The sequence below is a fragment of the Phreatobacter aquiterrae genome (assembly GCF_053471285.1).
Genome location: NZ_JBJPHW010000019.1, coordinates 26,546 through 40,543, shown reverse-complemented (window position 1 = coordinate 40,543; position 13,998 = coordinate 26,546). Strand labels below are relative to the sequence as shown.

General features: G+C 67.2%; 11 protein-coding genes. All 11 read right to left on the bottom strand.

All coding sequences use genetic code 11. The features are described 5' to 3' along the window. Positions 1-662: 662 nt before the first annotated feature. The 11 genes from chrA to ACJ4V0_RS20615 all read right to left on the bottom strand — a co-directional run bounded on the left by chrA (position 663) and on the right by ACJ4V0_RS20615 (position 13,998). Complete coding sequence (gene chrA / locus ACJ4V0_RS20665; protein ID WP_448301499.1) at positions 663-1,862, bottom strand: chromate efflux transporter; 1,200 nt, start codon at positions 1,860-1,862, stop codon at positions 663-665. Positions 1,863-1,976: 114 nt separating this feature from the next. Further along, positions 1,977-3,203 carry an MFS transporter gene (locus ACJ4V0_RS20660; RefSeq protein ID WP_448301498.1) on the bottom strand — a complete coding sequence of 409 codons (1,227 nt, stop codon included), beginning with the start codon at positions 3,201-3,203 and terminating at the stop codon, positions 1,977-1,979. A 126-nt stretch (positions 3,204-3,329) separates the two neighbouring features. Continuing rightward, entirely contained in the window at positions 3,330-3,788 is a 459-nt protein-coding gene (locus ACJ4V0_RS20655) for a MaoC family dehydratase (protein WP_448301497.1), read from the bottom strand. A 3-nt stretch (positions 3,789-3,791) separates the two neighbouring features. Next, on the bottom strand, positions 3,792-5,432 hold the full coding sequence (locus ACJ4V0_RS20650; RefSeq protein WP_448301496.1) for an AMP-binding protein: 1,641 nt from the start codon (positions 5,430-5,432) through the stop codon (positions 3,792-3,794). A gap of 28 nt (positions 5,433-5,460) precedes the next feature. Continuing rightward, positions 5,461-6,252: an ABC transporter ATP-binding protein gene (locus tag ACJ4V0_RS20645; protein WP_448301495.1), complete on the bottom strand. Its 792-nt coding sequence runs from the start codon at positions 6,250-6,252 to the stop codon at positions 5,461-5,463. A 78-nt stretch (positions 6,253-6,330) separates the two neighbouring features. Further along, positions 6,331-7,596: an ABC transporter substrate-binding protein gene (locus ACJ4V0_RS20640; RefSeq protein WP_448301494.1), complete on the bottom strand. Its 1,266-nt coding sequence runs from the start codon at positions 7,594-7,596 to the stop codon at positions 6,331-6,333. 33 nt (positions 7,597-7,629) lie between these two features. After that, complete coding sequence (locus ACJ4V0_RS20635; RefSeq protein ID WP_448301493.1) at positions 7,630-8,703, bottom strand: branched-chain amino acid ABC transporter permease; 1,074 nt, start codon at positions 8,701-8,703, stop codon at positions 7,630-7,632. Positions 8,704-8,713: 10 nt separating this feature from the next. After that, positions 8,714-9,601 carry a branched-chain amino acid ABC transporter permease gene (locus ACJ4V0_RS20630; protein ID WP_448301492.1) on the bottom strand — a complete coding sequence of 296 codons (888 nt, stop codon included), beginning with the start codon at positions 9,599-9,601 and terminating at the stop codon, positions 8,714-8,716. After that, positions 9,601-11,550 carry an AMP-dependent synthetase/ligase gene (locus ACJ4V0_RS20625; protein ID WP_448301491.1) on the bottom strand — a complete coding sequence of 650 codons (1,950 nt, stop codon included), beginning with the start codon at positions 11,548-11,550 and terminating at the stop codon, positions 9,601-9,603. The genes ACJ4V0_RS20630 and ACJ4V0_RS20625 overlap by 1 nt, the downstream gene beginning before the upstream one ends. Continuing rightward, on the bottom strand, positions 11,547-12,383 hold the full coding sequence (locus tag ACJ4V0_RS20620) for an ABC transporter ATP-binding protein (RefSeq protein WP_448301490.1): 837 nt from the start codon (positions 12,381-12,383) through the stop codon (positions 11,547-11,549). The genes ACJ4V0_RS20625 and ACJ4V0_RS20620 overlap by 4 nt, the downstream gene beginning before the upstream one ends. A gap of 7 nt (positions 12,384-12,390) precedes the next feature. Further along, positions 12,391-13,998: an acyl-CoA carboxylase subunit beta gene (locus ACJ4V0_RS20615; protein ID WP_448301489.1), complete on the bottom strand. Its 1,608-nt coding sequence runs from the start codon at positions 13,996-13,998 to the stop codon at positions 12,391-12,393.

Sequence of the window (13,998 nt, the reverse complement as noted above, 5' to 3'; positions counted from 1 at the left end):
GGCAACTTTAGTTGCTTATCGTTGCTGAGCGCATATACCAGATTGTGGACTAGGATCAAAGTATACGATCCCGCATTTTGTCATAGAAATCCCGAATAGCGCGTTCGAAATCCCAGAGTTCCGCCCGCGAATCCCGGAACTGAGCCGGCCGATCCCGAAGTTCGCACCGCCCATCCCGGGAAATGACTTCAGCTCCCGTGAGCGGTTGAGTGATTTCCCGATAACTGGGGGCTAACGCCCGCCAACAGTGGCACGCCAGGCCCAAAATCCCGCTGGTTGCGATACCCACGGCCAAGGCAATTCCCTGCTCAGCTATTCGATTCCCTGTTTCCCGGAACAGGGAATTGACCCTCTAACTCCCGGAGATATCGACACTAATTGCCGTCACCCGAGGCAATTTCCAAGTGCCCGGGCGAGTTTCAGGGAATTCAGGGAATAACAGACCGCAGACCCGCGCGACCGAGACTGCGTCCGCCACCAGCCCGCACTGCCTTAGAATGTCTTTATCCGCCAAGGCCCCGTCCGAATCCGAAATTGGGTTGGTTTTCGCGCGCCATTCCGCTTTGCGCAGCGCGCCCTGACGCCAGCCCCGCCTGATCTTCGCCATGTGATGGCACAGGTTTCCCCATCGCAACCGACTTGCAGTGTGGAAGAAGGTCGCCTCAGAGCGCGCCCATCGCGCCACCGGCCAGCGCGCAGAGGATCACGACCAGCCAGGGCGGCGCCTGCCACAAGTACAGGAGGACGAAGGCCGCCATGGCGAGGAGGTAGTCCGGGGCGCCGAGAATGCCGGCTGTCCAGACCGGGTGATAGAGCGCCGCCAGCAGCAGCCCGACCACGGCGGCATTGACCCCGCGCAGCGCCGACTGGGCCAGCGGAAAGCGCCGGATGTCCTCCCAGAAGGGAACGGCGCCGATGATCAGCAGGAAGGACGGCACGAACACTGCGACGAGGCAGAGGACAGCGCCCGCAAGTCCGTTGGGAGTCGGCCCCATCACCGCGCCGAGATAGGCCGCGAAGGTGAATAGCGGCCCTGGCACAGCCTGCGCCGCGCCATAACCCGCCAGGAAGGCGTCGTTGCTGACCCAGCCGGTGGGCACCACCTCGGCCTGCAGCAGCGGCAGCACGACATGGCCGCCGCCGAAGACCAGCGAGCCCGCGCGATAGAAGGCGTCGATCAGCCTGACGCTCTGGCTGTCTGAAGCAGCCGCGAGCAGGGGCAGCAGGACCAGCAAGGCGACAAAGACGACGAGCGCGGCGATCGCATGTCGCTTCGGCACGGCGAGCGGCAGCGACGCATGGTCGTCCGGTGCGCCATTCCTGAGAAACGCTATGCCGACGATGGCGCCGAGCAGGATCGCGCCGACCTGCCCCCAGCCCGACGGGATCATGATGGTGATGGCGGCCGCCGCGACAGCGAGGCTCGCCCGGTCGCGGTCGGGCGTGAGGCTGCGGGCCATGCCGAGAACGGCGAGCGCGACCACCGCGACGGCCGCGACCTTGAGCCCGTGGAGCCAGCCGCCCCCCAGCAGCCCGCCGGCGGTCGTGACGCCGTAGGCGAACAGGACCAGCGCCAGGGCGGACGGCAGGGTGAAGGCCGTCCAGGCGGCCAGGGCGCCGGCATAACCCGCACGCGACAGCCCGAGCGCCATCCCGACCTGGCTCGATGCAGGCCCGGGGAGGAACTGGCAGAGCGCCACGAGGTCGGCATAGGCGCGCTCGTCGAGCCACCGGCGGCGGACAACGAATTCCTCGCGGAAATAGCCGATATGCGCGACGGGTCCGCCGAACGAGGTCAGCCCGAGCTTGAGGAACGCGCCGAAGACCTCGGCCGCCGATCCCTTTTCGGGTGACGGGTTCATGCGTTGCCCTCTCCGTTACGCATTTGCGCGCGCCCCTGGAACTGCGCCCTCATCTATCTGTGGCCCCCGCCGACGACAAGACCAAGACATGGCGGCCCGAGCCGGCCTTCGGGATCAGCGCCGCGCCCGCAGTTCATGGGCGAGCGTCAGTGCTACCGTGAGCAGCATGAAGCCCGATGCCACCGCGAAGATCGCCCAGCCGAGCCTCTGGTCGAGCAGCGCCGCATAGAGAAGCGGACCGATCAGGCCGCCGATGTTGAAACCCGTCGAGACGATGCCGAAGACGATTCCCTCCGCGCCCTTCGGCGCAGCGGCCCGCACCAGCATGTCCCGCGAGGGCGTGATGATCCCCGACAGGAAGCCGGCAAGGCCGAGCAGCACCGTGATCGCCAGGGGCGACGGCTGGCCGACGGCGAGATAGGCGCAGATGATCGCCGTCGCGAAAAAAGCGCCGCTGGCGACGAAGCCATGCCGGCTGGTGCGGTCGGCAAGCGAACCGCCGGCAAGGACACCCGCCGCGCTCATGAACAGGAACACTGTCAGCGCCGTATTGGCCGCTGAGAGTTCGACGCCATAGTCCATGACCAGCGCCGAGACGGAGAAGGACTGGATGCCGCCGGTCGACAGATTCAACAGCACAAACATCAGCGTCAGAGCCAGCACCGTTGCCGAGAGGAGGCGGCGGCGGTCAGGCACGGCCGGGCAGCCATCGGCGACCGCCTCGCCTGCTGCCGCCGGACGGGCGGCCGGTTGCCGGGGCATCAGCACCAGCACGGCGGCCACCGCCAGCCCCATGGCGCCGGCCACGGCGAAAGCGGCGGCGACATTCGCCAGCGCCGCCACGCCGAGCAGCAGGGGCGGCGAGATGGCCGTGCCGAGATAGCCCGCGAAGGTATGGAGCGAGAAGGCCCGCCCCATGCGCTTGCCATCTACGCCCGTCGAGAGCAGCGCGTAGTCGGCCGGGTGGTAGACGCCATTGGCAAGGCCCGCCGCGGCCATGGCGACCAGCAGGACCGGATAGGTCGGCTGCAGCGCCAGGGCGAGGAAGCTCACACCGCCAACGACAAGGCCGGCGACGAGGACGCGGCGGGCGCCGAGCCGGTCACAGGCAAAGCCCATCGGCGTCTGCACGAGCAGCGAGACCAGATTGAACAGGGTCAGGGCGAAACCGATCTCGAGGAAGCTTCGCCCGAAATGGCCCGGCAGGAGCGGCAGCAGCGCCGGCAAGGTCATGATGTGGACATGGCTGACGAGGTGAGCCGCCGATATCTGCGCCAGCAGGACGCGCTCCGGTCGCGGCATGGCCGCACCGGGGGCTCGAAGGTTGTCACCGGCCGTCATGAAGGTCTCGCCATGGCGCGTCGCCCATAGCACGGATTGCCGATGGTGGAAGCAGCAACGGGATCACCTCCGGCGACTGCAGCCATGCGCCAGATCCGGTCCGACCGACCCCGGGATCGCCCTCCTTCAGCTGTGGCCGCAGGACGAGCTGGCGGTCGCGATCAGCACCGATGCCGTGCCTGACTGGACGGTCTCATCTCGCTGGTTGATCACGTCGAGACGAAGGTCGACGATGCCGCGATCGGTCTTCCGGGTCAGGCGCTTGCCAGTCACCGTCACTTTCACGAACACCGTATCCTGGCTACGGACGGGGCCGGTGAACTTCCAGGTGATGTCGAGCAGGCCCAGCACCGTGCCGTCGAACAGCCCGGCGCGCGAGGCGAGGCCGAAGGCCATCCCGATCAGCATAGGACCATGCGCGATCCGCCCGCCGAAACCCGTTCCGGCGGCGAAGATCTCGTCCGTATGCAGCGGGTTGAAGTCGGCTGTGAGCCCGGCGAACTGCATGATGTCGGCCTCGATGATCGTCCGCCGCGGGGTGACGATGATCGCGCCGGGCTCGAAGGCATCGAAGGTCAGCCCCATGGCTCAGGTGTCCCTGCCGCCGGGGTTGCGCCGCTTGCGGGCGCGAAGATCGATGATGTCTGGAAGCGCCCGCGGATCGGTTCCCTGGGGATAGAGGCTGTGCTTCTGGACTTTCTGGGTGCCGGTCATCGGCAGGCTGTCGACGAAGTGCAGCCAGCCCGGCGCCTTGAAGTAGGCGAGTTCGGTGTTGCAATGCGCGAAGAGTTCTTCGGCCGTCCCGGCGCCGGCTTTGGCGGGATCGTGGAGAACCACGGCGGCCAGCACCTCTTCCTCCCGCAGGTCGTCGGGCACTGCGAGAACGGCGACGCCCTTGACGAGATCGTGGGCCTGAAGGACGGCCTCCACCTCGGCCGCCGCGATGTTCTCGCCAGACCGCCGGATGATGTTCTTCTTGCGGTCGACGAAATGCAGCATGCCATCGGCGTCCTGCCGCACGGTGTCGCCGGTATGGAACCAGCCGCCGCGCCAGGCCTCTTCGGTGGCCTTCTCGTCCTTGAGATAGCCGGAGAAGAAGCCCTTGCGCGGGGTCGCTGCCGAGTGGCGGATGGTCATCTCGCCGACCTCGCCGCGCGGCACCTCGCGATCCCCGGCGTCGACGACGCGCACCTCGATCCCCTCGACAGGACGGCCGAAGGCGCGGGTCCCAACCGAACGCGGCGGCTCATTGTCGAGCAGCACCCGCACCATCTCGGTCATGCCCCAGACCTCGATCAGCGGAAAGCCGAAACGCTCTTCGAAGACGGCGTGAAGCTGAGGCTCGACGCCGGCGCCGATGGCGAAGCGCACGGTCGGGGCACCCTCCCCCTCGCGCACCGGCTGGCCCAGCAGCATGGGGATGATGACGCCGAGATAGTGGACGATCGTCGCCTGGCTCTCCCGCACCTCCGGCCACCAGCGTTCGGGGTGGAAGCGGTCCGGCTGGATCTGGCAGCTCCCCGTCAGCAGGGCCGCGTAGAACGACACGATCGAGGAATTGACGTGATAGACGGGAAGCGGATTGTAGATGCGCTCGCCTTCCGGGCTGAAGGTGGCAAGCCCCCCGCGGTTGGCGTACCAGGCGCCTGAGGCGAGTTCATAGGCATGCGAGAGAACGCAGCCCTTCGGCCGCCCGGTGGTACCCGACGTGTAGAGGATGCTGGCCTCGCTGGCGGCGGTCACCGTGTCGCTTCGGGCCGTACGGGTCGCGGGCGCGAGCGCGCCGAGGTCGTCGAACAATGCGATCGGCGCTGTGTGACGGCTCGCCGCCATCCCGGCCTCGAGCTGGTCGCGGCGCTCCGGGGCGGCAAGGGCGAGATCGACCTCCGAATGCTCGAGCAGATAGGCGATCTCGCCGGCGCGATAGTCCGGATTGACCGGCACGCAGGTGGCGCCGATCGTATTCAGCGCCAGCTTGACGAGGAAATGCTCCGGCCGGTTGTCGAGCAGCATCGCCACCCGGTGGCCGTGACCGAAGCCGGCGCCACGGAAGGCCGCGGCCATAGACTCGACCTGCCGGCCGGCTTCAGAGAAGTCGATGGCATAGCCGGCACGGTGATAGGGGCGGTGCGCGCCGGTGGGGGTGGCGAGGAAGGCGCGCGGCCCGAAGGCGGCGACGGCTGAACCGAACGCCTCGCCGATCGTGGTGTCATCACTGATGCGGATCATGGGACATGCCTGCTGTCGTCGAACGCGGTCAGGCGAGCCAGCGCTTGCGCCGCCGGTAGTGCTTGACCGCATGGTAGTCTACCCGCGAATGGCCGCCGAGATAGGCCTCGGCAACGTCCGGGTTGGCGCTCAGCACCGCAGCGGGGCCGCTCATCAGGATGCGGCCATTCTCGATCAGATAGCCGGTCTCGGCGATGTCCAGCGCCGCAATGGCGTTCTGTTCGACCAGCAGCACGGCGACGCCGGTGTCCGTGTTGATGCGCCGGACGATGTCGAAGATCTCATCGACGAGGAAGGGGGCGAGGCCGAGGCTCGGCTCGTCCAGCATCAGGAGCTTCGGCTCGGTCATGAGCGCACGGGCGATGGCCAGCATCTGCTGCTCGCCGCCCGAGAGGTAGCCGGCCTTCGCCTTGGCCCGCTCGGCGAGACGCGGGAAGGTCTGGAACATGCGGTCGACGAGAGCGGCCACATGACCCCGGTCGCGATGCATGGAGGCCGCCGCCAGCAGGTTCTCCTGCGGCGTCAGATGACCGAAGACACGCCGGCCCTCGAGCACGTGCACGATGCCGCGACGCACCCGGTCAGGTGGGTCGAGCGCCAGGATATCCTCGCCGGCAAAGGTGATCTCGCCGCGTGAGACCTCACCCCTTTCGGGCTTCAGCAGACCGCTGATCGACTTGAGCACCGTGCTCTTGCCGGCGCCGTTGGCGCCGAGAAGCGCGACGAGGCCGCGCTCGGGCACCTCGATGGAGACGCCCTTCACGGCGAGGAACACCCGGTCGTAGGCGACCTCGACATTGTTGAGGGTCAGCAGCGCCATGAAGCAGCTCCGTCCGGGGAGAAGGGGCGGAGCGGACACCCGTCCGCCCCGCCGTGGTCGTTGGAAAGCGTCGCCCGCTCACTTGCCGGTGCGGCGGAACTCTTCCGAGTACTTCCGGATCTCGCTCCACACGACGTCCTGGTTCGCGGTGAACCAGTCGGTCGCCGGGACGAACTTCGCTCCGTCCCAGCGGGCGATGCGGCCCAGTCCGCCGCCCTGGTGGTCGGACTTCGTGACGGTCGTCGGCGGCAGCATGCCGTCGGCGGTGAAATTGGTGATGGAGCGCAGCCCCTCGTTCAGCCAGGCGCCGTTGAGCGGGCCATTCGGCGCCTTCTCGAACGCCTTGCGGACGCCCTCGACCATGAGCGAGGCCATCTGGACACCGTAGTTGTAGTAGCTGGTCCCGACCTTACCCTCAGGGCCGGAGCCCTTCCCCTTGGCCACCACCTCGGCAAGGATGTCCTTGATGGGCTTCGGATCGCGGCCGCTGACGCAGGGCTCGACCTTCATCACGCCCTTGGCGGCCTCCTTGCCCACCACCTCCATGTCGGATTCGGAGATCCAGACGCTGGAGGAAACCCGGTCCATCCTGAGGCCGTTGCGGATCGCCTCCGTGAGGGCCACGGTCTGGCCGACGGCCGCGCCCCAGAAGATCACGAAGTCGGGACGGGCGCGGCGAACCTGCGGCCAGATGGCCGCCTGGTCGTTGCCGGGCGGGGTGTAGGGGAAGGTCTGCAACTCGAAGCCGAGACGCTGCGAGAGCACCTGCAGGATCGGCAGCGGCTCCTTGCCGAAGGGGGTGTCGATGTGGACGAAGACGATCTTCTTACCGCGCAGGTTGCCGTTTTCGAGGTTGCGGAAGTGCTCGATGATGAGCCCGGCCTGCGTCCAGTAGTTGATCGACAGCGGCAACACATAGGGGAAGGCCGTGCCGTCGGCGGCGTCACTGCGCCCGGAATAGGCGGTGATGAGATTGATCTTGTCCTCCAGCGCGCGCGGCACGAGGGCGCGGGCGACCGGGGTGGACAGGGGATCGACCAGCAGGGCGCCCTCGCGCTTGCCGCGCTCATAGGCTTCGATGGCGCGCGGCATGTCGTTGGCGTGGTCGGAGATGTCGGCGACGATCCGGTGGCCGTTGATGCCGCCGCGCTCGTTGACCAGGGTGAAATAGTCACGCTGGCCCTGGCTGTATTCGGACGTCACGAACGTATAGATGCGCGTAAAGTCCTGCGGCATCGAGAAGCGGATGATCTTGTCCTGGCCGAAGACGGTGGACGGGATCAGCGCCGGGGCGGCGACGGCGGCCGCCGTGCCCGACAGGAGAATGCGTCGGTTGATAGCCATGGTGTGTTTCCTCCGCCCTTTGTTGGGAAGCCGTCACCGCTGGGCGTGACGGAACGGCCAGACGAGAAGATAGTTGCGGATGTTCGAGTAGATCTTGGCGAGTCCGAGCGGTTCGTAGAGCAGGAAGCCGATGACCATGGCGCCGTAGGCGATCAGCGGGATATGGGCGCGCAGGTCGATGGGGATCGAAAGCCCGAACGAGCCGGCGATGAAGCCCGTCAGGTTGTTCAGGACGATCGGCGCGAACAGGATCAGCGCCGCCCCGAAGAAGGGACCCAGCACGCTGCCGAGGCCGCCGACGATCACCATGGCGAGGAGCTGGATCGACAGTTCGATGTGGAACTGGTCGGGCGAGATGGCGCGCAGGTAGCAGACCGCCAGGACCGATCCGACGACGCCGCCGATGAAGGATGACACCCAGAAGGCCATCAGCTTGTAGCGGAACGTCGAGACACCGAGGATCTGCGCCGCATAGTCCTTCTCGCGGACGGCGGCGAGTGCGCGGCCGAAGCTGGTGCGCCCCACATTCAGCATGAACAGCGTGACGATGAAGCAGATGCCGAAGGCGAAGTAATAGGTCTCGACATCGCCCCTCAGGTTGATGCCGAGGAACTTGACAGGTGGCACCTGCAAGGTGGCGAGCGAGCCGCCGGAAATGGCCGGCACCTGGGCGATGACGAAGTCGACGATGTACTGCATGGCGAGCGTCGCCATGGCGAGGTAGATGCCCTTCACGCGCAGAGCCGCGGCTCCGAACACGACCCCGATCGACGCCGACAGGAGGCCGCCGACGATCATGGCGATCTCCAGCGGAACCCCCGCCCGGACCATGTGCACGGAGCCATAGGCGCCGATCGCCATCACCGCCCCATAGCCGAGATGGATCTGCCCGGCCCCGCCCATCAGGAGGTTGAGGCCGAGAGCCGCCGTCGTCCAGATCAGCCAGGGCAGCAGGTAGCCGGCAAGATAGAACCGGTCGAGCAGCAGCGGCGCGGCGGCGAGCGCGACCAGAACGGCGAGGATGAGGAAGCGGTCGAAGGGCAGCGGAAAGAGCTGCCGCTCGTCCTGGTAGCGGGTGTGGCGGATGCCGGCGCGGCGGTAGAACATGTCGGCCTCCTCACACGCGCTCGATATGCTCGCGGCCAAACAGGCCGTGAGGCTTCAGCAGCAGCGTCATCAGGATGATGACCGAGGCCACGATGTCGCGCGTGCCCGCGCCCACGAGCGGGTCGATAACCCCCGTCGCAAGGCTTTCCGCCACCCCGACGATGAGGCCGGCGACGAGCACGCCCGGAATGGAATCGAGGCCGCCAAGTATTGCGATAGCCAGCGCCTTGATGAGGAGCAGCGACAGCGACCAGTCGACGCCCTGCGTCGCCCCCCAGAGGATGCCTGCGGTGGTCGCCGTCGCGGCCCCGAGGCCCCAGGCGATGGCGATGGCGCGCTCGACCCGGATGCCGACCGACCAGGACGCCGTCTGGTCGTCGGCGACGGCCCGCATCACGATGCCATAGCGGGAGTTGAAGAAGACAAGCGAGACGACGATCAGGCCGAGCGCGATAATCCCGCCGATCATCGTGGCGCGGTTGATGAGCAGTTCGCCGAGGAAGATCGGCGCCTGCGGAATGCCGATGTCGAGACGCTTCACCGCGGCGCCGAAGACGCCCGGCATGAGGCCGCGCAGCATGATCTCGATGCCCAGCGTCAGCATGATCGTCATGATCACCGGCTGGCCGATCATGCGGCGGAGCGCGAGGCGCTCGATCGCGAATCCGACCCCGAACAGCACCGCGATCGCCAGGGCGGCGGCGAGCCACATCGGCGCGCCGAAGCCGGCCGTCAGGGCCCAGGTCACATAGGCGCCGGTCATGGCCAGCGCCCCCTGTGCGAGATTCACGAGGCCCGAGGTCTTGTAGATCAGCACAATGCCGAGGGAAACGAGGGCGTACATCAGCCCGACGAAGACCCCGGAGACGGCAAGCTCTGCCATTAGAACGTAGTCCATCAGACGGCCACCTCGCTGATCGTCAGGGTTCGGCGGATGACGCCATGCTCGCCGCTCTCGTAGGTGATCGCGGCGTCGTAGACGGTCTCGCGCGCCTCGCCGTAGAGGGCGTCGATCAGGAGCGCATAGGTCGTCTCGATGATATTGCGGCGCAGTTTCCGGGTGCGGGTGATCTCGCCGTCGTCGGCGTCGAAATCCTTGTGCAGGTTGACGAAGCGACGGATGCGCAGGGCTTCCGGCTGGGTCTCGTTGACATGGGCGACGACGCTTGCGATGAGCCCCTGAACCTCGGGCTTCTGCGAGAGGTCGGCATAGGAAGTGTAGGAGATGCGCCGCTCCTCCGCCCAGTGCCCCACCGCCTCGAAGTCGATGCAGACGATGGCGGTCAGCATGTCACGGCCGGCACCCAGCACGGCGACGTTGCGGATGTAGGGGCTGAACTTGAGCCGATTCTCGATGAAGTTCGGGATGTAGCGCTCGCCCGCCGCGGTGCGCACGACCTCGCTGACGCGGCCGAGCACGACGAGATCGCCGTCGTCCTCGAAGCGGCCGGCATCGCCCGTGTGCAGCCAGCCGTCGACGATCGCTTTGGCCGAAGCCTCGGGGTCGTCGAAATAGCCGTCGATGACCGAGGGCGAACGGACGAGGATCTCGCCGCTGTCATCGATCCTGATCTCCACGCCGGCCATAGGCCGCCCGACCGTATGGAGCTTCACGTGGCCCTCGGTCTGTGCGGCGGTCAGCGCCGAGGTCTCGGTCTGGCCATAGAACTGCTTGAGCCTGATGCCGAGGGCGCGGAAGAACAGGAATGTATCCTCGCCGAGCGCCTCGCCGCCGGTGAAGGCGCGCTCGGCGCGGGAGAGGCCGAGATAGTCTCGCAGCGGCGCATAGACGAGCACGTCGCCGATGCGGTTGACGAGCCGATCGGCAAGCGTCGGCGTGCCGCCGGCGAGCCGCTTGCGCTCCAGCTCGACTGCATGGGGCATGAAGGTGTCGAACAGCCAGCGCTTCAGCGGCGTGGAATTCTTGATGCCCACCTGGATACGGGTGAGCATCTGGTCCCAGGCCCGCGGCGCGGCGAGATAGAAGGTCGGCGAGACCTCGCGCAGGTCGTGGAGCACCGTCTCCTGACGCTCGGGGATGTTGATGGTGGCGGTCAACATCAGCCCGGCGCCGAGGGTGAAGACGAAGTCGCCGACCCAGGCCGTGGGCAGATAGGCGAAGAGTTCCTCATGCCTGCGGAAATAGCCGGACTGCGCCGCGTTCAGCACGCCGCGGGTGATGTTGCGGTGGCGCAGCGGGATGCCCTTGGGCTGGCCGGTCGTTCCGGAGGAGTGGAGCAGGACGGTGATGTCGTCGGCGCCGGCGCGGCCGATCAGTTCGGCCATCAGGCCGGGCTCCTTCGCAAGGCGTTCCCGGCCCTCCGCGATCAGCGTGCCGATGGAGATGATGCCCTCGCCCGCATAGGCGCTGAGGCCGCGCACGTCGTCATAGGCGATGGTGGTCGGCCGGCCGATGGCAGCGCGCAATTCGAGAAGCTTGTCGACCTGCTCCTGGTCCTCGGCGAAGGCCACCGTCGGCGCGCCGTGCCGCGTGGCGGCGATCAGTTCCTCCAGCGGAATGTCGGGATAGGCGGGCGAGGGGAAGGCCCGGAGCATGTTCGCCGCCATCATCGCGAAGTAGAGACGGGGCCGATTGTCGCCGATGACGGTCAGGGCCGATCCGGCCTTGAGGCCGCGTGCCTCGAGCCCCGCCGCGATGGCCGCGACCTCGTCCAGCACCTCGCGCCAGCTCTGCTCCTGCCAGACGCCATAGCGGCGCTCGCGGAAGGCGACGCGATTGCCGAACGCGGCGGCATTGCGCGCCAGCGCAGCGACGAGGGTCGCGGGCTCGCCATCCTCCATCTTCGGCCAGGCCATGGCGGCGGGGGGCGCGGCATGAGCGGTCATGACGCCACCTGCTGCTGGTGGCGCTTTGCCGCCCTCTCGCCGAGATAGGCGGAGACGACCTTGGGATGGCCGATTGCCTCCTGCGGCCGTCCCTGCGAGATGATCTCGCCATAGCTCAGCACCACGACCCGGTCGCAGATGGCGGTGACCACGTCCATGTGGTGCTCGATGATCAGCACCGTGACGCCGCGCTCCTCGCGGGCATCGAGGATGAAGCGGGCGATATACTCCTTCTCCTCCTGGTTCATGCCGGCCATGGGCTCGTCGAGGATCAGGAGGCGCGGCTCGGCGACCAGAGCGCGGGCGAGTTCGACGCGCTTCTGCAGACCGAGCGGAATGACATCCACGAGCTCGTCACGGATGTCCTGCAACTGCATGAACTCGATGACCTCCTCGACGATCCGCCGGTTCGCGAGTTCCTCCTTCTCCGCCCACCACCAGTAGAACAGCGCGCCGAGCGCCGAGGGGCGCATGTGCACGTGCCGGCCGATCAGGATGTTGTCGAGGACGCTCATGCCCTTGAAGAGGGCGAGGTTCTGGAAGGTGCGGGCCACCCCGCGAGCGGCGATGCGGTGCGGCGCGACATTGGTGATGTTCTCGCCGAACAGGGTCACCGTACCGGCCTCCGGCGGGTAGAAGCCCGTGACGACATTCACCAGAGTCGTTTTGCCCGAACCGTTCGGACCGACAAGACCGAAGATCTCGCCCTCGTGGACGTCGAGACTGACGCCCTTGAGGGCCTTGAGGCCGCCGAACGAGCGCTCGATGCCAGCGCAGGACAGGACCACGGGACGGTCTGCATGGGGGCTGCTGGCGGCGGCAGGTTCGATCATCGCACCCTCACATCCTGAACACGCCGTAGTGGGGATCGCCGCCCGGCGCATTGAGCGCCGCGGACAGCGCGATGGCCAGGGCATTGCGGGTATCGACCGGGTCCAGGATGCCATCATCCCAGATTTCGGAGGTGGAGTAGTAGGCGCTCGACTGGCGCCGGTACTCGTCGAGGATCGGCTGGCGGATGGCCGCGATGCCGTCCGCGTCCAGCGCCTCGCCGTGTCGGGCAAGCTGGCGCACCTTGATGTCGGCGAGGACATTGGAGGCCTGTTCGGCCCCCATCACCGAGATCTGGCTCTGCGGCCACATGAACAGGAACCGCGGATCGAAGGCGCGGCCGGACATGCCGTAGTTGCCGGCGCCGAAGGAGCCGTTGACGATGACGGTGATCTTCGGAACCTCGAGACCGGCGACAGCCATGATCATCTTGGCGCCGTCCTTGGTGATGCCGCGATGCTCGTATTCCCGGCCCACCATGTAGCCCGTGATGTTCTGCAGGAACAGCACCGGGATCTTTTTCTGGTCGCAGAGCTGCATGAAATGCGCGCCCTTCAGCGTGGAGTCGTTGAACAGCACGCCATTGTTGGAAAGGATTCCGACGGGGCAGCCCCAGACATTGGCGAAGCCGCAGACCAGCGTCGTGCCATAGGCCGGCTGGTACTCGTGGAAGCGCGACCCGTCGACGATGCGCGCGATGATCTCGCGCATGTCGAACTGCACCTTGATGTCGCGCGGAATGATCCCGTAGAGCTCGGCCGGATCGTAGGCGGGCGGCTCCGGATCGGCCCAGGCAAGCGGCGCCTTCGCCCGCTTCGGGAAGGTGCCGACGATCTCGCGGGCGATGGCGCTGGCGTGGCGCTCGTTGTCGGCCGGGTAGTCGGCCGTGCCCGAGATGCGGGTGTGGACGTCGGCGCCGCCGAGGTCCTCCACGGTGACCTCCTCGCCGGTCGCGGCCTTCACCAGCGGCGGCCCGCCGAGGAAGATGGCGCCCGTTCCCTTGACGATGACGTTGTACTCCGAGAGCGCCGGCACATAGGCGCCGCCGGCCGTGCAGTGGCCGAGCACGATGGCCACCTGCGGCACGCCCATCTTCGACAGCGTCGCCTGGTTGCGGAAGATGCGTCCGGCAAGGTGGCGATCGGCGAAGAGTTCGGCCTGCAGCGGCAGGAAGCCGCCGGCGCTATCGCAGAGATGGACGACCGGCAGGCGGTTCTCGATGGCGATGTCGAGAGTCCGGACGATCTTCTTGATGGAGAGCGGATACCAGGCGCCGCCCTTCACGCTGGCGTCGTCCGCGTGGATGATCACCTCGCGGCCCGAGACGATGCCGATGCCGGAGACGATGCCGGCGCCCGGCACGTCGCCGTCATAGGCATGGCCGGCGGCGAGCGTGGAGAGTTCGAGGAAGGGCGTCCCGGGGTCGAGCAGGGCCTCGATGCGGTCGCGCACGAACATCTTCCCCTGACGGGCCAGGCGATCGAAGTCGCGCTGCGGCCGCACGCGCCGCGCCCGCTCCTGCGCGTCCCGCAGGTTCGCCACCAGGCGCCTGTTATGCGCGACGTTGGCGAGGAAGTCGTCCGAGCGGGTGTCGATGGCGGAGACGATCCGACGCAT

Coding starts and splice junctions, on each gene's coding strand:
- chrA (WP_448301499.1), bottom strand. CDS start 1,862: ATGAACCCGTCACCCGAAAAGGGATCGGCGGCCGAGGTCTTCGGCGCG.
- ACJ4V0_RS20660 (WP_448301498.1), bottom strand. CDS start 3,203: ATGACGGCCGGTGACAACCTTCGAGCCCCCGGTGCGGCCATGCCGCGA.
- ACJ4V0_RS20655 (WP_448301497.1), bottom strand. CDS start 3,788: ATGGGGCTGACCTTCGATGCCTTCGAGCCCGGCGCGATCATCGTCACC.
- ACJ4V0_RS20650 (WP_448301496.1), bottom strand. CDS start 5,432: ATGATCCGCATCAGTGATGACACCACGATCGGCGAGGCGTTCGGTTCA.
- ACJ4V0_RS20645 (WP_448301495.1), bottom strand. CDS start 6,252: ATGGCGCTGCTGACCCTCAACAATGTCGAGGTCGCCTACGACCGGGTG.
- ACJ4V0_RS20640 (WP_448301494.1), bottom strand. CDS start 7,596: ATGGCTATCAACCGACGCATTCTCCTGTCGGGCACGGCGGCCGCCGTC.
- ACJ4V0_RS20635 (WP_448301493.1), bottom strand. CDS start 8,703: ATGTTCTACCGCCGCGCCGGCATCCGCCACACCCGCTACCAGGACGAG.
- ACJ4V0_RS20630 (WP_448301492.1), bottom strand. CDS start 9,601: ATGGACTACGTTCTAATGGCAGAGCTTGCCGTCTCCGGGGTCTTCGTC.
- ACJ4V0_RS20625 (WP_448301491.1), bottom strand. CDS start 11,550: ATGACCGCTCATGCCGCGCCCCCCGCCGCCATGGCCTGGCCGAAGATG.
- ACJ4V0_RS20620 (WP_448301490.1), bottom strand. CDS start 12,383: ATGATCGAACCTGCCGCCGCCAGCAGCCCCCATGCAGACCGTCCCGTG.
- ACJ4V0_RS20615 (WP_448301489.1), bottom strand. CDS start 13,998: ATGCGTCGGATCGTCTCCGCCATCGACACCCGCTCGGACGACTTCCTC.